The organism is Gracilibacillus xinjiangensis, assembly GCF_042651765.1.
Classification (GTDB): Bacteria; Bacillota; Bacilli; order Bacillales; family Amphibacillaceae; genus Gracilibacillus; species Gracilibacillus xinjiangensis.
In genome coordinates this window covers 18,858-35,221 of record NZ_JBHSDT010000009.1, presented here as the reverse complement: position 1 = coordinate 35,221, position 16,364 = coordinate 18,858, and the positions used below count along the sequence as shown (strand labels likewise).

The window sequence follows — 16,364 nt, the reverse complement described above, 5'->3', positions numbered from 1 at the left end:
AGGAGGTACTCCTAATGCAAGCTAAAGCTGTTGCGAAATCAGTTCGTATTGCTCCTCGTAAAGTCCGCTTAGTCGTTGATTTAGTTCGCGGTAAGAATGTTGGAGAAGCAATTGCGATTTTAAAACACACACAACGTGGTGCATCATCAGTTGTAGAGAAATTAATTAACTCTGCTGTTGCTAACGCAGAGCATAACTATGAAATGAACCCAGATAATTTAGTGATTTCTGAAGCATTTGTGAACGAAGGGGTAACATTGAAACGTTTCCGTCCTCGCGCACAAGGTCGTGCAACACAAATCAATAAACGCACGAGCCATATTACAGTGGTTCTATCTGAGAAAAAGGAGGGATAATCTGTGGGTCAAAAAGTAAATCCAACGGGTCTTCGTGTCGGAGTTATCCGTGATTGGGAATCTAAGTGGTATGCAGGTAAAGATTATGCGGACCTGTTACATGAAGATATCAAAATTCGTGAATATATTGAAGAACGTTTGAAAGATGGAGCTGTATCAAAAGTTGAGATTGAAAGAGCGGCAAACCGTGTGAATATCTCAATCTCTACTGCAAAGCCTGGTATGGTAATTGGTAAAGGTGGTTCTGAAGTAGAAGCTCTACGTAAATCACTAAATGAACTAACAGGTAAAAGAGTACACATTAACATCGTTGAAGTGAAAAGAGCTGATTTAGATGCTAAATTAGTAGCAGAAAATATCGCTCGTCAATTAGAAAATCGTGTTTCATTCCGTCGTGCACAAAAACAAACAATCCAACGTGCAATGCGTGCTGGAGCTAAAGGGATCAAAACACAAGTTTCTGGTCGTCTTGGCGGTGCTGACATGGCAAGAGCTGAACACTACAGTGAAGGAACTGTTCCACTTCATACTTTACGTGCTGATATCGACTATGGTACAGCAGAAGCTGACACAACATACGGTAAACTAGGTGTTAAAGTATGGATCTATCGTGGTGAAGTCCTTCCAACAAAAAACAAGAAATAAGGAAGGGGGCAACGTATTATGTTAATGCCAAAACGTGTAAAACATCGTAAACAACATCGTGGTAATATGAAAGGTAAAGCGAAAGGCGGTACTACTGTTGCATTTGGTGAGTTCGGTCTTCAAGCAACAGAAGCCTCTTGGATTACTAGTCGTCAAATTGAAGCTGCTCGTATAGCGATGACTCGTTATATGAAACGTGGTGGTAAAGTTTGGATTAAGATTTTCCCAGATAAGCCATATACGAAAAAGCCTTTAGAGGTACGTATGGGTTCTGGTAAAGGTGCTCCTGAAGGATGGGTAGCAGTAGTAAAACCAGGAAAAATATTGTTTGAGATCGCAGGTGTATCTGAAGAAGTAGCTCGTGAAGCACTTCGTCTTGCTTCTCACAAATTACCGGTTAAAACGAAATTCGTAAAACGAGAAGAAATTGGTGGTGAAATCAATGAAGGCTAATGAAATTAGAGAACTAACCACTGCCGAAATTGAACAAAAGATCAAATCATTAAAAGAAGAGCTTTTTAACTTGCGTTTCCAACTTGCAACAGGTCAATTGGAAAACACTGCGCGTCTTCGTGAAGTGCGTAAATCAATCGCACGTATGAAAACTGTAGTTCGCGAAAGAGAGCTAAGCGTTTAATAACGGATAAATAAAGGAGGTTAGCCTCAGATGAGTGAGCGTAATAATCGTAAAGTCTATACTGGACGTGTCGTTTCAGACAAAATGGATAAGACTATTACAGTTTTAGTTGAAACTTACAAGTTTCACAAGCTGTATGGTAAACGTGTAAGATACTCGAAGAAATTCAAAGCTCATGATGAAAACAATCAAGCTAAAATCGGCGATATTGTAAGTATCATGGAAACTCGTCCACTTTCAGCTACAAAACGTTTTCGTTTAGTAGAAGTTGTGGAAGAAGCTGTAATTATTTAATTTAAAGTTCGCTCGGATAAGTTCCGAAGGGAGGTACACGAATATGATTCAACAAGAATCTCGTTTAAAAGTAGCAGATAACTCTGGTGCACGTGAGGTACTTACAATCAAAGTATTAGGTGGCTCAGGTCGTAAAACAGCGAATATCGGTGATGTAATTGTTTGTACGGTGAAACAAGCAACACCAGGAGGCGTTGTTAAAAAAGGTGAAGTAGTAAAAGCTGTTATTGTACGCTCTAAAAGTGGTGTAAGACGTAAAGATGGTTCTTACATTAAATTTGATGAGAATGCAGCTGTTATTATTCGTGACGATCAAAGTCCAAGAGGTACTCGTATTTTTGGACCGGTAGCACGTGAATTACGTGATGCTAAGTTTATGAAAATCGTATCTCTAGCTCCAGAAGTACTATAAGGCACGTAACGGAAAATACCGTGTAAGGAGGTGCGGATAGCATGCATGTAAAAAAAGGTGATAAAGTTCAAGTTCTATCTGGTAAAGATAAAGGAAAGCAAGGCGTAGTATTAGCAGCATTTCCTAAAAAAGATCGTGTGCTTGTAGAAGGTGTTAACATTGTTAAGAAACACGCAAAACCTTCTCAAGATAATCCACAAGGTGGTATTTTAAATCAAGAAGCACCGATTCATGTTTCCAATGTATTGCCAGTCGATCCTAAGTCTGGCGAACCAACTCGTGTTGGATTTGAAGTTCGTGATGGAAAGAAAGTAAGAATCGCTAAAAAATCTGGTGAAGCTTTAGATAAATAGTCATAGCGATGAAAGGAGGTTTACGTGATGAACGCATTAAAAGCAAAATACAATAAAGAAATTGTTTCTTCATTAGTAGAGAAATTTAATTATAAATCAGTAATGGAAGTACCTAAAATTGAAAAAATCGTTATAAACATGGGTGTCGGTGATGCAGTGCAAAATTCTAAGGCATTAGATTCTGCTGTTGAAGAATTAGCACAAATCACTGGTCAACAGCCTGTTATCACTAAAGCGAAGAAATCAATCGCAGGTTTCCGTTTGCGTGAAGGAATGCCAATTGGTGCAAAGGTAACTCTACGTGGTGAGCGTATGTACGATTTCCTTCAAAAATTAATTGATGTATCTTTACCACGTGTTCGTGACTTCCGTGGTATCTCTAAAAAGGCATTCGATGGTCGTGGAAATTACACTTTAGGTGTTAAGGAGCAATTGATTTTCCCTGAAATTAACTATGATCAAGTAAGCAAAGTTAGAGGGATGGATATTGTTATTGTTACAACAGCGAATTCTGACGAAGAAGCTGCTGAACTCTTAACTCAACTTGGCATGCCTTTCCAAAAATAAGCGAGAAAAGCTAAGATAAGGAGGGAAAAGAGTGGCTAAAAAATCAATGATCGCAAAACAAAAACGCCCTGCAAAATTTAAAGTGCAAGAATATACTCGTTGTGAACGTTGTGGACGTCCGCATTCGGTAATTCGGAAATTTAAACTTTGCCGTATTTGTTTCCGTGAACTTGCATACAAAGGTCAAATTCCTGGTGTTAAAAAAGCAAGCTGGTAAATCCCCGATTAGGGAAGGAGGTAATAAGAAATGGTTATGACAGATCCAATTGCAGATATGCTTACTCGTATTCGTAACGCTAACATGGTGCGCCATGAGAAATTAGAATTCCCAGCGTCGAATCTTAAAAAAGAAATTGCAGACATTTTAAAACGTGAAGGTTTTATCCGTGATTATGAATATGTTGAGGATAACAAACAAGGTATCCTGCGTGTTTTCTTAAAGTACGGAACGAATGAAGAACGTGTAATCACTGGTCTTAAAAGAATTAGTAAGCCAGGTCTTCGCGTTTATGCTAAAGCTGATGAATTACCTAAAGTATTAAACGGCTTAGGTATTGCGATCGTATCTACTTCTAAAGGTGTTCTTTCAGACAAAGAAGCACGTTCGCAAGCAATCGGCGGAGAAGTACTTGCATATATTTGGTAATATATTTTCAAATGACAGGAGGTGTATAGCATGTCTCGTATAGGTTTAAAACAATTGGAAATCCCACAAGGTGTGGAAGTTAAAATTGATGCCGGCCATGTAACGGTAAAAGGCCCTAAAGGTGAATTGAGTCGTCAGTTCAGCGAGGATATGGCTATCAAAATCGAAGATAATATTTTAACTGTTGAGCGTCCTAGTGATAGCAAACAACATAAAGCATTACACGGTACAACTCGCAGCATTATTGGAAACATGGTTGAAGGTGTTCACAAAGGCTTCGAGAAAGCTCTTGAAATTCAAGGTGTAGGTTACCGTGCGCAAAAACAAGGTCAGAAACTTGTTGTAAATGCGGGTTACTCTCACCCAGTTGAGATTGAACAAGTAGACGGAATTGAAATTGAAGTACCAGCGAATACAAAAGTAGTCGTTAAAGGTATTGATAAAGAAAAAGTTGGCGCTATTGCTGCTAACATTCGCGCAATTCGTCCACCTGAACCGTATAAAGGTAAAGGTATTCGCTACGAAGGCGAATATGTACGTCGTAAAGAAGGTAAAACTGCTAAGTAAGGTTAGGTAGGGAACAGAAAGGAGTGACCTAGATGATCACAAAGCCTGATAAAAACAATGTACGTAAAAAAAGACATTACCGTATCCGTAAAAACTTATTCGGTACTGCAGAACGCCCACGTTTAAACGTATTTCGTTCAAACAAACACATCTATGCTCAAATCATTGATGATGTAAACAATGTAACAATTGCAAGTGCATCAACAGTTGACAAAGATTTAAGTTTAGATGGTACTGGTAACGTAGAAGCTGCGAAACAAGTAGGAGAACTTGTTGCAAAGCGCGCAAAAGAAAAAGGTATTACAAATGTAGTATTTGATCGTGGTGGATATTTATATCATGGTCGTGTTAAATCTTTAGCAGATGCTGCTCGTGAAGCAGGTCTTGAATTTTAATAAAAAAGGAGGGACATATGTTGCGTACTAACATCGACCCAAACAAATTAGATTTAGAAGAACGCGTTGTAACGATAAATCGTGTAGCTAAAGTTGTAAAAGGTGGACGTCGTTTTCGCTTTGCTGCACTTGTAGTAGTTGGAGATAAAAATGGTCATGTAGGCTTTGGTACTGGTAAAGCTCAAGAAGTACCAGATGCTATTAAAAAGGCAGTGGATGATGCCAAGAAAAATTTAATCAATGTACCGATCGTTGGTACATCAATTCCACACGATATTACAGGTCAATTTGGTGCAGGAAGCATTTTAATGAAGCCTGCTGCAGAGGGTACTGGAGTTATCGCTGGTGGACCAGTACGTGCCGTATTAGAATTAGCTGGTGTAGGTGATATCCTATCGAAGTCACTAGGTTCTAATACCCCAATTAACATGGTTCGTGCTACAATCAATGGACTTAGCGAGCTGAAACGCGCTGAAGAAGTGGCTAAACTTCGTGGTAAGTCTGTAGAAGAATTGTTAGGATAAGGAGGGAAACCAAATGTCTAATAAATTAGAAATTACCCTCAAACGCAGTGTCATCGGTAGATCTGAAGTACAAAAAGCTACTGTTAAAACACTAGGTCTTAGAAAAATTCACCAGTCAGTAGTCCGTGAAGATACTCCTGTCGTGCGAGGCATGATCAATAAAGTATCACATTTAGTTGAAATTAAAGAAGTATAATTAATATCACTGTAAAGAGGAGGTGCTCGCATGAAACTTCATGAATTAAAACCATCACAAGCGAAAAAGAAGAGAAATCGTGTAGGTCGTGGTATGTCTTCTGGTAATGGTAAAACTTCTGGACGTGGACACAAAGGTCAAAAAGCGCGTTCCGGGGGTGGGGTACGACCAGGTTTTGAAGGTGGTCAAATGCCTTTATTCCAACGTTTACCAAAACGAGGATTCACAAACATCAACCGTAAAGAATATGCGATTGTTAACTTAGAAACATTGAATAACTTTGATGAAGGTACTGAAGTAACACCTGAACTTTTACTTGAAACAGGTACAATCAGTAAAGTTAAAGCTGGTGTTAAGATTCTTGGAAATGGCAAAGTTGAAAAGAAACTAACAGTAAAAGCTCATAAGTTTTCTGCTTCTGCTCAAGAAGCAATCATCGCCGCGGGCGGTCAAACTGAGGTGATTTAATGTTTCGTACAATCTCCAATTTTGTGCGTGTGGCTGATATCAGACAAAAAATTATATTCACACTTCTAATGTTAGTTGTATTTCGAATTGGGACATTTATTCCTGTGCCATTCACAGATCGAAGTGCAATTAACTTTACGAATGAACAGAATGTTTTTGGATTACTAAACACTTTTGGTGGTGGAGCATTACAAAATTTCTCGATCTTCGCAATGGGGATTATGCCTTACATTACTGCATCCATTATCATGCAATTATTGCAAATGGATGTAGTACAGAAATTTTCCGAGTGGAAAAAGCAAGGAGAAATGGGACGTAAGAAGTTAGCACAAGTAACGCGGTATGCGACAATTGTGCTTGCTTTTATCCAAGGGTGTGCAATGGCGGTCGGATTTAATGCAATGTCCGGCGGTTTGCTGATTAGTGATCCAGGAGTTGGCAAGGTTCTGGTAATTGCGATAATATTAACTAGTGGTACAGCATTCTTAATGTGGTTAGGTGAGCAAATTACTGCACATGGTGTTGGTAATGGAATCTCTATCCTTATTTTTGCGGGTATCGTAGCAGCAATTCCAAATGGTGTGAATCAAATTTATGCACAGTATTTTGGATCAGGTGCTGATGATGAACTATTCATTAATATCATCATTGTACTGTTAATCATTTTATTAGTTATTGCTGTAACAGTAGGAGTAATCTTTATTCAGCAAGCACTTCGTAAAATCCCAGTACAATATGCAAAGCGTCTAGTGAACCGTTCACCAGTTGGCGGGCATTCAACGCATTTACCTTTAAAGGTTAATGCCGCAGGAGTTATTCCGGTTATCTTCGCAGTATCTTTTATCCTGGCACCAAGAAGTATTGCTGGATTCTTTGAGGATAATCAAGTTGCAGTAACTATTTCCAACATTTTTGATTATACGAAACCTGTTGGTATGATTATCTATGTTGCTTTAATTATCGCCTTCACGTATTTCTATACGTTTGTTCAAGTTAATCCTGAACAAATGGCTGATAATTTGAAGAAACAGGGGGGATATATCCCAGGTATACGTCCAGGTCAAAATACGGAGACTTATTTAACTCGTGTGATGTATCGTTTAACTTTTGTCGGAGCACTGTTTTTAGCTGCAGTATCTGTATTACCAATTGCTATTGGTGGTATGGCTGGTTTACCTGATGCAGTCCAAATTGGCGGTACTAGCTTGTTAATTGTTGTCGGTGTAGCATTACAAACGATGAAGCAATTAGAAGGACAATTAGTGAAACGTAATTACAAAGGTTTTATTAAGTAAGTTGTTGTATCGGAATAGATAGAGAGCGAGGGGAAATTCGTTGAATCTTATCCTAATGGGCTTGCCTGGTGCTGGTAAAGGAACACAGGCAGAAAAAATTGTAGAGAAGTACCAAATCCCTCATATTTCAACAGGAGATATGTTCAGATTAGCTATTAAAGAAGGAACTGAGCTAGGACAAAAAGCAAAAAGCTTTATGGATGAAGGCGCACTAGTTCCTGACGAAGTAACCATTGGCATTGTAGAGGAGAGACTAAGCAAGTCTGATTGTGAGAAAGGATTTTTGCTTGATGGATTTCCTAGAACAATCGCACAGGCTGAAGCATTAGATCAATTGCTTGCTAAGATGAATAAATCATTAGACTATGTATTACATGTGGATGTTAATAAAAACGAACTAGTTGAGCGATTAACTGGCCGTCGCATTTGCCCAGCTTGCGGAGCAACTTATCATGTTCAATTCAATCCTCCAAAACAAGAGGGGATTTGTGATAATGATGGTGAGAAGCTTATTCAACGTGAGGATGACCAACCAGGTACAGTTAAGAACAGATTAGAAGTAAATATTGAACAGACACAGCCAATGCTAGACTTTTATTCAGATAAAGGAAGTTTAGTTACAATCGATGGCTCACAGCAAATTGATAAAGTATTCCAGGATATTGATGAAAAATTAAAGAACATTTCATGATTTTTTATTGATATTATTGGTATAATGATAAGGTACACGAATTGTATGTATGCTAAACTTATAACCTAAATGAAGGTGATGGTAGTTGAGCGAATCGGAGAGGTATCCGGAATTAGGTCAAGTTGTTCAAATCCTACAAGGACGAGAAGCAGGTCAGTTTGCAATTGTTATTGAAAAGCTAGACAGTCGTTTTGTATTATTGGCAGATGGAGATAAGCGTAAATATGATCGACCTAAGAAGAAAAACATTCATCATATTTCGTATACTAATTTTATTTCTCCTGAAGTACAAAAGAGCCTTCTCGAAACAGGGCGCGTAACCAATGGAAAATTGCGTTATGCTATTAATAAATTTGTCAATGAAATACTGACAGATTTGAAGAAGGGAGATCAACTCGATGGCGAAAGACGATGCAATTGAAGTAGAAGGTACTGTAATTGATACATTACCAAATGCAATGTTTAAAGTAGAATTAGAGAATGGTCATACCGTTCTTGCTCATGTCTCTGGTAAAATCAGAATGCACTTCATTCGTATTTTACCTGGAGATAAAGTAACGGTTGAACTTTCTCCATATGATTTAACAAGAGGTCGTATTACGTACCGCTATAAATAAAATGCTCCGATACAAGAGGAGGTATGGAAGATGAAGGTAAGACCATCTGTAAAACCTATTTGTGAAAAATGTAAGGTTATTCGCCGTAAAGGGAAAGTAATGGTAATTTGCGAAAACCCTAAACATAAACAAAAACAAGGATAATATTGAAGGAGGTGCACGCATAATATGGCACGTATTGCTGGTGTAGATGTTCCGCGTGATAAACGTGTAGTTATCGCATTAACGTATATTTACGGAATTGGTAAAACAACTGCTCAAAAAGTTTTAGCAGAAACTGGTATTAATGAGAACACTCGTGTTCGTGACTTAACAGAAGAAGAGTTAGGTCAAATCCGTCAAACGATTGATAGTTTTACAGTGGAAGGGGATCTTCGTCGTGAAGTATCTCTTAACATTAAACGTCTAATCGAAATTGGTTCTTATCGTGGTGTACGTCATCGCCGTGGGTTACCTGTTCGTGGTCAAAAAACGAAAAATAACTCCCGTACACGTAAAGGTCCAAGAAAAACTATGGCTAACAAGAAGAAATAATATAAAGGAGGTATGCTAATTTATGGCTCGTAAAACTAATACACGTAAGCGCCGTGTGAAAAAGAATATCGACACAGGTGTTGCTCATATTCGTTCTACTTTTAATAACACAATTGTAACGATTACAGATGTGCAGGGTAATGCTATAAGCTGGAGCAGCGCTGGTGCACTTGGTTTTAAAGGTTCACGTAAATCTACACCTTTTGCTGCTCAAATGGCTGCAGAAGCTGCTGCTAAAGGTGCACAGGACCATGGTATGAAAACATTAGAGGTTACAGTGAAAGGACCTGGTGCTGGACGTGAAGCAGCAATCCGTTCACTTCAAGCAGCAGGTTTAGAAGTAACTGCCATTCGTGATGTAACACCAGTTCCTCACAATGGTTGTCGCCCGCCAAAACGTCGTCGAGTATAATCATAGTATAATTATTTGTTAATCTGTCTATAATGGTTTATGATAGCTGAATAGAGTAGAGTTAGAATTTCCTCTTGACACCATTGCATTCGACAGACACTAGAATACAATTGCAGAGTGCAGAAACGGGAACTGCCTACCTGGGGAATTTCGGTTAGACAAATGTCTAACCGGGGTTTCGACGTTTTAAAGGAGGGTTTATGAATGATCGAAATTGAAAAACCAAGAATAGAAACAGTAGAAATCAGCGATGATGCTACTTATGGAAAGTTCGTTGTAGAACCACTAGAACGTGGATATGGTACTACACTCGGTAACTCCTTGCGTCGTATCCTACTATCTTCACTTCCTGGCGCTGCTGTAACATCTGTGCAAATAGATGGGGCACTTCATGAGTTTTCAACGGTAGATGGCGTAGTAGAAGATGTAACTACAATTATCTTAAATCTAAAAAAGCTAGCACTTAAGATTTACTCTGATGAAGAAAAGACGCTAGAGGTAGATGTACAGGGAGAAGGAAAAGTTACGGCTGCAGATATCATTTTTGATAGTGATGTCGAGATATTAAATCCTGATCTTCATATTGCTACATTAGGTGAGAATGGTCACTTGAAAATGCGTATTTCAGCAAAAGGTGGTAGAGGATATCGACCTGCTGATTCTAATAATCACGAAGACCGCCCAATTGGTGTGATTCCAGTTGATTCCATCTTTACACCCGTTCAGAAAGTAACTTATCAAGTAGAGAATACCCGTGTTGGCCAAGATTCTAATTTTGATAAACTTACTTTTGATGTTACAACAGATGGAAGTATACGTCCTGAAGAAGCTGTATCTTTAGGTGCAAAAATATTTATGGAACACATTAATATTTTTGTAGGGTTAACAGATGAAGCGAAAAATGCTGAAATTATGATCGAAAAAGAAGAAGATCAAAAAGAGAAGGTATTAGAGATGACAATTGAAGAGCTTGACTTATCTGTTCGCTCTTATAATTGTTTGAAACGTGCTGGTATTAATACCGTTCAGGAATTAGCTCACAAATCGGAAGAAGATATGATGAAGGTTCGAAATCTTGGTCGCAAGTCTTTAGAAGAAGTGAAGCATAAATTAGAAGATCTAGGTCTTGGTTTAAGAAACGAAGATTAATTTAGACATCTATAAGAATATTTACGAAGGAGGGGAATTTCTATGGCTAGAAAGTTAGGACGTACAACAGATCAACGTAAAGCATTGCTACGTGGTTTAGCTACTGATCTTATCATTCATGAACGTTTAGAGACAACACAGGCAAAAGCGAAAGAATTGCGTTCAGTTGTAGATAAAATGATCACTTTAGGCAAACGTGGAGACTTACACGCACGCCGTCAAGCTGCGGCATTCTTATACAAGGCAGAAGCAAGCGAAAATGAAGATGCTGTACAGAAGCTATTCAATGATATTGCTACTCGCTATGAAGATCGTCAAGGTGGATACACAAGAGTGTTGAAATTAGGACCTCGTCGTGGTGATGGGGCTGAAATGGCGATTATTGAACTTGTTTAATTAAATAAGTGAAGCAGGAAGGGGCAGGGGCCATTCTCTATATGAGGTGTATCCAAGCCCTTTTTTTGTTGCTGTAAAGGGATAAGGTTCATACTAACCTAGCGTTTAATGTGAAAAATGACATCCATAGAGCCCGGATCACAAGAAAAGAATTTACATTAATTCCTCGTAGATTAACCTGTTAATAAAACTCCTGTTTGATTTTTTATCACTCCTCAACGACCAAGTCAGCATTGCCGATTTCTTATTTCTTTTAATCATTTAGTAAATTTGAAGCCCTGCTGGTGAGAAAAGTCTTTCCCTTTTTAATACTTTTATCTCATTTATCGGATATTTTGAAACATTTTCAGCTATAAAATGGTATATTTCTATATAATGTTAATTAGATAAGGAGTGGCAAACTTGAAGAGAGTAATTTTAATTTTATCTTTTATTTTGTTAATAGCTTGCTCTGAGGATGAAGATGTGAATTCTAAGGTTGGAGAGAAAACTGGGGACCAGGAGATCGCAGAAAGTGCTGATCCATCCAAATCAGCAATAACAAACGAAATTGCGGATATTTCCTTGGCATCAGATATTAATACACTCAAACAGTTACCTGCTGGTGTTCTTACAGAGAATATTTCCTATGAAGAAGACACGGAACGAATCTTGTTTGGTTTAGATGAGTTAGACGGAACATATCAAGAGGAATTAAAAGATGCTATTGCACCAATTGTTAATGAAAGCAGTGAGCCGGAATTAATTGCAAAATCACTTATATACTTTGCTGGCAGTCCGACTCTCTCCAAGATAATAACAGAGCTAGATAACTTTGAGCCAAATTTTAAAGAACCTTTATTACCCCGTCCCCAAAAAGTAGAAAAGGATGGTGTAGAAGAAGGAGAAAGTTATGCATACATATTAATGGATGCTAGTTCGAGTATGCTGTTAGAGTCAGAAGGGACGCAAAGAATGCATATTGCTCGTAAGGCTGTCTCAAGCTTTGCACAAACAATAGGAGAGTCTAGTCAAGTATCTCTTATCGCATTTGGACATAAAGGTGATGATAGTGATAAAGGAAAAGATGTCTCATGTTCAGAGATCGAAGAGATATATTCATTAAGCGACTATGATGATGAGCAATTTACACAGTCAGTCGATTCTGTCGAAGCAAAAGGCTGGACACCTCTGGCAGCTGCAATTGAAAAGGTAGATGAATTAAGCAGTGCAATAGAAGGTAACGTAACAGTATATATCGTAAGTGACGGTGTTGAAACATGCGATGGAGATCCAGTAAAAGCTGCCGAATCTTTTGCAGGCAAAACAGAAAATAAAACAGTTAATATTATTGGCTTTCAAGTAGATGCAGAAGCAGAAGCACAATTGACAAAAGTTGCGGAAGCAGGTCAAGGGGAGTACTTTTCTGCTAATAATGGAGAAGAGCTGCTATCAACAATTGAGTATGAATGGTTACCATCCACTATTGAGCTAACCTGGGCTCCAGTAAACATGACACCAAATGGTTTTGCGATTACCCATGAACGACAGAGAGTGGATGGGCTAAGCTATGGATTGGAATATTCCTTAAAACGGGAAAATCACCGTTTCGAAACAGTACTTCATCTACTGATAGAAGAGGGGATCCTATCAGAATCATTAATGAAGCAAATAGAAGATATATTAAGTAAACGTGAAGAAGAGATACTAACTTTAAATGAACAACTTCGTGAAACAAAAAGAGAAGCCGTGGACAACAAGGCAGATGAGATAAAAGAAGAAGTTAATGCATGGGTAGAAGAGATGGAGGCATTAAAAGAATCTGTACAATGATAATCTTGCTTAACACTAGTATAGTGTTAAGCAAGATTATTTTATATTATATTATTAGGAATCAAACACCTAAAAAGTAATTCAGCCATCATTTATGATAAAATAAAATCAGGATTTCCCGGGAAATAATGACTGAGGAGAACAAGGAATGACAATAATCGAGTTTCGCGATGTGTATTATCGATATAATGAAGAAGAGAATTGGGTTCTAAAAAAAATCAGCTTCAAGATCACTGCTGGCGAATCTGTTGCCATTATTGGGCATAACGGGTCAGGCAAGTCAACGATAATTAAGTTAATCAATGGTTTACTTTTTCCGCAGGCTGGTGATATTTTCATAGATGGTGAAAAAATTAATGAGCGGAATATATGGGGAATCAGACAAAAAGTCGGGATGGTATTTCAAAACCCTGAAAATCAATTTGTCGGGACAACGGTTAAGGACGATGTAGCTTTTGGTCTGGAAAACCGCGGGATACCAAGGGAAGTAATGATGGAGAGAATTGACCAAAGCCTTCAAGCGGTTGGTATGCAAGACTTTTTGCTTCATGAGGCACAACATTTATCAGGCGGACAAAAGCAAAGAGTCGCAATTGCTGCTGTTATGGCCATTCAACCAAGTATCTTGCTATTGGATGAAGCAACTTCTATGCTAGACCCTTTAGGAAGAAATGAGATAATTGAAACTATCCAGCATTTAAAACAAATACACAACTTCACCCTTTTAACCATTACACATGATTTGGATGAAGTAACATTAGCCGATAGGGTTATCGTTCTTCGCGAAGGGAAACTTACGAATGATACAACACCAAGAGAACTTTTCTCTCAAGTAAATAATTGGGGGAGTTTGGGGTTGGCGCCTCCCTTCACGACTAAGCTTGCGAGTGCATTAAAGAAACTTGGATACAGATTCCCTGCCCATCCATTAAATCATAAGGAGTTACTGGAAGCGTTATGGACATACAATTTGAAAAAGTAAGTTATATTTACCAACCTAATACACCTTTTTCACACAAGGCTTTATATGAAGTTGATTTAAAGATTAAGTCAGGAGAATTTATTGCAATAGTTGGACATACAGGTTCAGGGAAATCTACCTTATTACAGCATCTGAATGGTTTACTGTATCCAACTTCCGGTGAAGTGAGGGTAGGGGATTTTATCCTGAATAAAGCCAATAAGAAGCAAGATTTAAAAGGTTTAAGGCAAAATGTAGGGGTCGTCTTCCAATATCCGGAACATCAGTTGTTTGAAGAAACCGTAAAAAAAGACATAGCATTTGGACCTAGAAACTTTGGTATTGCCGATGATGTGATTAACCAGAGAATTAAGTCAGTAATCAAAGAGGTTGGTTTGGATGAAGGGATATTATCAAAGTCGCCTTTTGAACTAAGTGGGGGGCAGATGAGAAGAGTTGCCATCGCAGGTATATTAGCTTCTATGCCGCAAGTGCTTGTATTAGATGAACCAACGGCAGGACTCGATCCATATGGGCATCAACAAATGATGGAATTATTTAGTCGTCTGCACCTGGAAAGAAACTTAACAACTATATTAGTAACACACAATATGGAGGATGCTTTTACATATGCTGATCGGATCATAGTATTAGAAAAGGGGAGGAAGTTTCTGGAAGGTTCGCCGGAAACAATATTTCACGACCGTCAATTACTTAACAATGTCCAGTTGGAATTGCCAGAAGTTTTGTTATTCTTAGAAAAGGTTAAAGAGAGTTTTCCCTTTTCCATAGAGTATAGGGGACAATCGATGGAAGAGTTAGCAAGAGAACTTGATTGGAAATTAAAGGAGTTTAAAGTTTAATGAAATCATGGTTAGTTATCGGTCAATTTGTCCCCGGTCATTCTATTTTGCATCGTTTAGATCCAAGGACAAAACTGTTAATGATTTTCAGCTATGTTGTTATTGTGTTTTTTGCAAATAATATGGCTAGTTATAGTCTTTTATCGGTTTTTGCGCTCTGGACCATTTTCTTATCGAAATTATCTCTTTCTTATATCCTGAAAGGTATTACTCCAATATGGTTTTTTATTCTGTTTTCTTTTTTGATTCATCTGTTTTTTACTAAAGATGGTGACATCCTATGGCAATTTAACAAAATATCGATTCACTCTGGAGGCCTTGTCCAAGGATTGACCATTTCATTACGATTTTTATTGTTAATAATGGTCACATCTCTGTTGACATTAACTACTTCACCAATGGAAATTACGGATGCATTAGAAAATTTATTAACCCCGTTAAAAAAATGGAAAGTACCTGTCCATGAATTAGCATTAATGCTGTCGATATCCTTACGCTTTATTCCCACATTAGTGGATGAATTAGATAAAATCTCAAAAGCCCAGGCATCGAGAGGCGTTGATTTAAGGACAGGCTCGATAAAAAGCAGAATGTATGCGGTTGTGCCATTGCTCGTCCCGTTATTTATCAGTGCTTTCCGGCGGGCAGAAGAACTAGCGATGGCGATGGAAGCGCGAGGTTACCATGGGGGAGAAGGACGAACGAAATTAAGGCAATTAAGCTATAAGAAGTTAGATTATCAAGCGGCAATTGTCTATATAGCGGTTATGACCGTCTTCTTCTTTTTGCGAAAATAAGGGGGCTGAAGATGTTGCGAATGAAACTAATTATTAGCTATGATGGCACCAGATTTTCGGGTTATCAAATCCAGCCGAATGGGAGAACAGTCCAAGGGGCGATTGAGAAGGTGCTTCAAAAGATGCATAAGGGAGAACCTATACGTGTTACAGCTTCAGGTCGGACAGATCAAGGGGTCCATGCAGTTGGGCAAGTTCTCCATTTTGATACAACTCTGGAAATCCCGGTTGATGGGTGGAAAAGGGCATTAAACACAATGTTACCTGAGGATATAGAAGTGTGGCATGCAGAGAAAGTATCAGATGATTTTCATGCCCGGTTTGATGTAAAGGAAAAGGAATATCGTTACTTTATCTGGAATGCTGTATCGCGTGATATTTTTAAACGGAATTACCAGCACCATGTTGATCAAAAATTAAACATAGAGGCAATGAAGATAGCTTGTAATTATCTTACAGGCAGGCATGATTTCACTTCGTTCTGTGCAGCAAACAGTAATGTTAAAGGCGATAAGATAAGAGAAATCCACCATGCAAGCATAGATAGGGAAGGGGAACAGCTAATTTTCCAAGTGAGAGGCAATGGGTTCTTATATAACATGGTACGGATTATTGCTGGCACTCTTATCGAAATTGGAATGGGAAAGAGAGAACCCGAAGAAATGAAGCAGATTATCGCGTCGAAGGACCGTGCCAATGCGGGACACACAGCTCCAGCACAAGGACTTTATTTATGGAAAGTTTATTATAAAAAGTAAGAAAAGAATTTTAATTAAT

General features: G+C 38.3%; 29 protein-coding genes. All 29 read left to right on the top strand.

From position 1 onward, the window contains the following. The first annotated feature begins 14 nt into the window (after positions 1-14). The 29 genes from rplV to truA all read left to right on the top strand — a co-directional run bounded on the left by rplV (position 15) and on the right by truA (position 16,345). Positions 15-356 carry a 50S ribosomal protein L22 gene (gene rplV / locus ACFOY7_RS18200; protein WP_390254263.1) on the top strand — a complete coding sequence of 114 codons (342 nt, stop codon included), beginning with the start codon at positions 15-17 and terminating at the stop codon, positions 354-356. 3 nt (positions 357-359) lie between these two features. Further along, a complete protein-coding gene (rpsC, locus tag ACFOY7_RS18195; protein WP_390254261.1) occupies positions 360-1,001 on the top strand; it encodes a 30S ribosomal protein S3 in 642 nt (213 codons plus the stop codon). A gap of 18 nt (positions 1,002-1,019) precedes the next feature. Further along, positions 1,020-1,454, top strand: coding sequence for a 50S ribosomal protein L16 (gene rplP / locus ACFOY7_RS18190; protein WP_390254259.1), 435 nt, complete (start codon positions 1,020-1,022; stop codon positions 1,452-1,454). Next, positions 1,444-1,638, top strand: a complete 195-nt coding sequence (rpmC, locus tag ACFOY7_RS18185; RefSeq protein ID WP_390254257.1) for a 50S ribosomal protein L29 — start codon at positions 1,444-1,446, stop codon at positions 1,636-1,638. Before rplP ends, rpmC begins: the two co-directional genes overlap by 11 nt. A 30-nt stretch (positions 1,639-1,668) precedes the next feature. After that, a complete protein-coding gene (gene rpsQ / locus ACFOY7_RS18180) occupies positions 1,669-1,932 on the top strand; it encodes a 30S ribosomal protein S17 (RefSeq protein WP_390254253.1) in 264 nt (87 codons plus the stop codon). Between the two features lie 43 nt (positions 1,933-1,975). After that, complete coding sequence (gene rplN, locus ACFOY7_RS18175) at positions 1,976-2,344, top strand: 50S ribosomal protein L14 (RefSeq protein ID WP_153406137.1); 369 nt, start codon at positions 1,976-1,978, stop codon at positions 2,342-2,344. 41 nt (positions 2,345-2,385) lie between these two features. Next, positions 2,386-2,697 (top strand): 50S ribosomal protein L24, encoded by a 312-nt coding sequence (rplX, locus tag ACFOY7_RS18170; protein WP_390254250.1) that lies wholly within the window; start codon positions 2,386-2,388, stop codon positions 2,695-2,697. A gap of 27 nt (positions 2,698-2,724) precedes the next feature. Further along, positions 2,725-3,264 carry a 50S ribosomal protein L5 gene (rplE, locus tag ACFOY7_RS18165; RefSeq protein WP_390254248.1) on the top strand — a complete coding sequence of 180 codons (540 nt, stop codon included), beginning with the start codon at positions 2,725-2,727 and terminating at the stop codon, positions 3,262-3,264. Positions 3,265-3,295: 31 nt separating this feature from the next. Then, positions 3,296-3,481, top strand: a complete 186-nt coding sequence (gene rpsN, locus ACFOY7_RS18160) for a 30S ribosomal protein S14 (protein ID WP_054787917.1) — start codon at positions 3,296-3,298, stop codon at positions 3,479-3,481. A gap of 30 nt (positions 3,482-3,511) precedes the next feature. Continuing rightward, complete coding sequence (rpsH, locus tag ACFOY7_RS18155; protein WP_390254246.1) at positions 3,512-3,910, top strand: 30S ribosomal protein S8; 399 nt, start codon at positions 3,512-3,514, stop codon at positions 3,908-3,910. A 30-nt stretch (positions 3,911-3,940) separates the two neighbouring features. Beyond that, a complete protein-coding gene (gene rplF / locus ACFOY7_RS18150; protein WP_390254244.1) occupies positions 3,941-4,477 on the top strand; it encodes a 50S ribosomal protein L6 in 537 nt (178 codons plus the stop codon). Positions 4,478-4,509: 32 nt separating this feature from the next. Beyond that, positions 4,510-4,872, top strand: a complete 363-nt coding sequence (gene rplR / locus ACFOY7_RS18145; protein ID WP_390254242.1) for a 50S ribosomal protein L18 — start codon at positions 4,510-4,512, stop codon at positions 4,870-4,872. A 17-nt stretch (positions 4,873-4,889) separates the two neighbouring features. Next, entirely contained in the window at positions 4,890-5,396 is a 507-nt protein-coding gene (gene rpsE, locus ACFOY7_RS18140; protein ID WP_390254240.1) for a 30S ribosomal protein S5, read from the top strand. Between the two features lie 13 nt (positions 5,397-5,409). Continuing rightward, positions 5,410-5,592: a 50S ribosomal protein L30 gene (gene rpmD / locus ACFOY7_RS18135; RefSeq protein WP_390254238.1), complete on the top strand. Its 183-nt coding sequence runs from the start codon at positions 5,410-5,412 to the stop codon at positions 5,590-5,592. A 30-nt stretch (positions 5,593-5,622) separates the two neighbouring features. Further along, positions 5,623-6,060 carry a 50S ribosomal protein L15 gene (gene rplO, locus ACFOY7_RS18130; RefSeq protein ID WP_390254236.1) on the top strand — a complete coding sequence of 146 codons (438 nt, stop codon included), beginning with the start codon at positions 5,623-5,625 and terminating at the stop codon, positions 6,058-6,060. Next, a complete protein-coding gene (secY, locus tag ACFOY7_RS18125; protein ID WP_390254234.1) occupies positions 6,060-7,355 on the top strand; it encodes a preprotein translocase subunit SecY in 1,296 nt (431 codons plus the stop codon). Before rplO ends, secY begins: the two co-directional genes overlap by 1 nt. A 40-nt stretch (positions 7,356-7,395) precedes the next feature. Beyond that, on the top strand, positions 7,396-8,046 hold the full coding sequence (locus ACFOY7_RS18120; protein WP_390254232.1) for an adenylate kinase: 651 nt from the start codon (positions 7,396-7,398) through the stop codon (positions 8,044-8,046). A gap of 85 nt (positions 8,047-8,131) precedes the next feature. After that, positions 8,132-8,467: an RNA-binding protein gene (locus ACFOY7_RS18115; RefSeq protein WP_390254230.1), complete on the top strand. Its 336-nt coding sequence runs from the start codon at positions 8,132-8,134 to the stop codon at positions 8,465-8,467. After that, on the top strand, positions 8,445-8,663 hold the full coding sequence (gene infA, locus ACFOY7_RS18110) for a translation initiation factor IF-1 (protein WP_018934234.1): 219 nt from the start codon (positions 8,445-8,447) through the stop codon (positions 8,661-8,663). The genes ACFOY7_RS18115 and infA overlap by 23 nt, the downstream gene beginning before the upstream one ends. Positions 8,664-8,693: 30 nt before the next feature. Next, on the top strand, positions 8,694-8,807 hold the full coding sequence (gene rpmJ / locus ACFOY7_RS18105; protein WP_003156543.1) for a 50S ribosomal protein L36: 114 nt from the start codon (positions 8,694-8,696) through the stop codon (positions 8,805-8,807). 24 nt (positions 8,808-8,831) lie between these two features. After that, positions 8,832-9,197: a 30S ribosomal protein S13 gene (gene rpsM, locus ACFOY7_RS18100; RefSeq protein ID WP_390254228.1), complete on the top strand. Its 366-nt coding sequence runs from the start codon at positions 8,832-8,834 to the stop codon at positions 9,195-9,197. Positions 9,198-9,219: 22 nt separating this feature from the next. Next, a complete protein-coding gene (rpsK, locus tag ACFOY7_RS18095) occupies positions 9,220-9,609 on the top strand; it encodes a 30S ribosomal protein S11 (protein WP_390254226.1) in 390 nt (129 codons plus the stop codon). A gap of 204 nt (positions 9,610-9,813) precedes the next feature. After that, a complete protein-coding gene (locus ACFOY7_RS18090; protein WP_390254224.1) occupies positions 9,814-10,758 on the top strand; it encodes a DNA-directed RNA polymerase subunit alpha in 945 nt (314 codons plus the stop codon). 42 nt (positions 10,759-10,800) lie between these two features. Beyond that, a complete protein-coding gene (gene rplQ / locus ACFOY7_RS18085; protein ID WP_390254222.1) occupies positions 10,801-11,154 on the top strand; it encodes a 50S ribosomal protein L17 in 354 nt (117 codons plus the stop codon). Between the two features lie 402 nt (positions 11,155-11,556). Next, positions 11,557-12,966 (top strand): vWA domain-containing protein, encoded by a 1,410-nt coding sequence (locus ACFOY7_RS18080; RefSeq protein ID WP_390254220.1) that lies wholly within the window; start codon positions 11,557-11,559, stop codon positions 12,964-12,966. 148 nt (positions 12,967-13,114) lie between these two features. After that, complete coding sequence (locus tag ACFOY7_RS18075) at positions 13,115-13,948, top strand: energy-coupling factor transporter ATPase (protein ID WP_390254219.1); 834 nt, start codon at positions 13,115-13,117, stop codon at positions 13,946-13,948. Then, positions 13,924-14,790 carry an energy-coupling factor ABC transporter ATP-binding protein gene (locus tag ACFOY7_RS18070; protein WP_390254218.1) on the top strand — a complete coding sequence of 289 codons (867 nt, stop codon included), beginning with the start codon at positions 13,924-13,926 and terminating at the stop codon, positions 14,788-14,790. Before ACFOY7_RS18075 ends, ACFOY7_RS18070 begins: the two co-directional genes overlap by 25 nt. Next, positions 14,790-15,587 (top strand): energy-coupling factor transporter transmembrane component T family protein, encoded by a 798-nt coding sequence (locus ACFOY7_RS18065; protein WP_390254216.1) that lies wholly within the window; start codon positions 14,790-14,792, stop codon positions 15,585-15,587. Before ACFOY7_RS18070 ends, ACFOY7_RS18065 begins: the two co-directional genes overlap by 1 nt. A gap of 11 nt (positions 15,588-15,598) precedes the next feature. After that, complete coding sequence (gene truA, locus ACFOY7_RS18060; protein ID WP_390254214.1) at positions 15,599-16,345, top strand: tRNA pseudouridine(38-40) synthase TruA; 747 nt, start codon at positions 15,599-15,601, stop codon at positions 16,343-16,345. The last annotated feature ends 19 nt before the right edge of the window (positions 16,346-16,364 follow it).

Excerpts from the sequence above, each read along its gene's own strand:
- rpsH (WP_390254246.1), top strand. The coding sequence starts at position 3,512 with ATGGTTATGACAGATCCAATTGCAGATATGCTTACTCGTATTCGTAAC.
- rplQ (WP_390254222.1), top strand. The coding sequence starts at position 10,801 with ATGGCTAGAAAGTTAGGACGTACAACAGATCAACGTAAAGCATTGCTA.
- rpsK (WP_390254226.1), top strand. The coding sequence starts at position 9,220 with ATGGCTCGTAAAACTAATACACGTAAGCGCCGTGTGAAAAAGAATATC.
- rpsM (WP_390254228.1), top strand. The coding sequence starts at position 8,832 with ATGGCACGTATTGCTGGTGTAGATGTTCCGCGTGATAAACGTGTAGTT.
- rplE (WP_390254248.1), top strand. The coding sequence starts at position 2,725 with ATGAACGCATTAAAAGCAAAATACAATAAAGAAATTGTTTCTTCATTA.
- rplX (WP_390254250.1), top strand. The coding sequence starts at position 2,386 with ATGCATGTAAAAAAAGGTGATAAAGTTCAAGTTCTATCTGGTAAAGAT.
- rpmJ (WP_003156543.1), top strand. The coding sequence starts at position 8,694 with ATGAAGGTAAGACCATCTGTAAAACCTATTTGTGAAAAATGTAAGGTT.
- secY (WP_390254234.1), top strand. The coding sequence starts at position 6,060 with ATGTTTCGTACAATCTCCAATTTTGTGCGTGTGGCTGATATCAGACAA.
- ACFOY7_RS18075 (WP_390254219.1), top strand. The coding sequence starts at position 13,115 with ATGACAATAATCGAGTTTCGCGATGTGTATTATCGATATAATGAAGAA.
- rplO (WP_390254236.1), top strand. The coding sequence starts at position 5,623 with ATGAAACTTCATGAATTAAAACCATCACAAGCGAAAAAGAAGAGAAAT.
- truA (WP_390254214.1), top strand. The coding sequence starts at position 15,599 with ATGTTGCGAATGAAACTAATTATTAGCTATGATGGCACCAGATTTTCG.
- rplV (WP_390254263.1), top strand. The coding sequence starts at position 15 with ATGCAAGCTAAAGCTGTTGCGAAATCAGTTCGTATTGCTCCTCGTAAA.
- rplP (WP_390254259.1), top strand. The coding sequence starts at position 1,020 with ATGTTAATGCCAAAACGTGTAAAACATCGTAAACAACATCGTGGTAAT.
- rplR (WP_390254242.1), top strand. The coding sequence starts at position 4,510 with ATGATCACAAAGCCTGATAAAAACAATGTACGTAAAAAAAGACATTAC.
- infA (WP_018934234.1), top strand. The coding sequence starts at position 8,445 with ATGGCGAAAGACGATGCAATTGAAGTAGAAGGTACTGTAATTGATACA.
- rplN (WP_153406137.1), top strand. The coding sequence starts at position 1,976 with ATGATTCAACAAGAATCTCGTTTAAAAGTAGCAGATAACTCTGGTGCA.
- ACFOY7_RS18065 (WP_390254216.1), top strand. The coding sequence starts at position 14,790 with ATGAAATCATGGTTAGTTATCGGTCAATTTGTCCCCGGTCATTCTATT.
- rpmD (WP_390254238.1), top strand. The coding sequence starts at position 5,410 with ATGTCTAATAAATTAGAAATTACCCTCAAACGCAGTGTCATCGGTAGA.
- rplF (WP_390254244.1), top strand. The coding sequence starts at position 3,941 with ATGTCTCGTATAGGTTTAAAACAATTGGAAATCCCACAAGGTGTGGAA.
- ACFOY7_RS18070 (WP_390254218.1), top strand. The coding sequence starts at position 13,924 with ATGGACATACAATTTGAAAAAGTAAGTTATATTTACCAACCTAATACA.
- rpsQ (WP_390254253.1), top strand. The coding sequence starts at position 1,669 with ATGAGTGAGCGTAATAATCGTAAAGTCTATACTGGACGTGTCGTTTCA.
- ACFOY7_RS18090 (WP_390254224.1), top strand. The coding sequence starts at position 9,814 with ATGATCGAAATTGAAAAACCAAGAATAGAAACAGTAGAAATCAGCGAT.
- rpmC (WP_390254257.1), top strand. The coding sequence starts at position 1,444 with ATGAAGGCTAATGAAATTAGAGAACTAACCACTGCCGAAATTGAACAA.
- rpsE (WP_390254240.1), top strand. The coding sequence starts at position 4,890 with ATGTTGCGTACTAACATCGACCCAAACAAATTAGATTTAGAAGAACGC.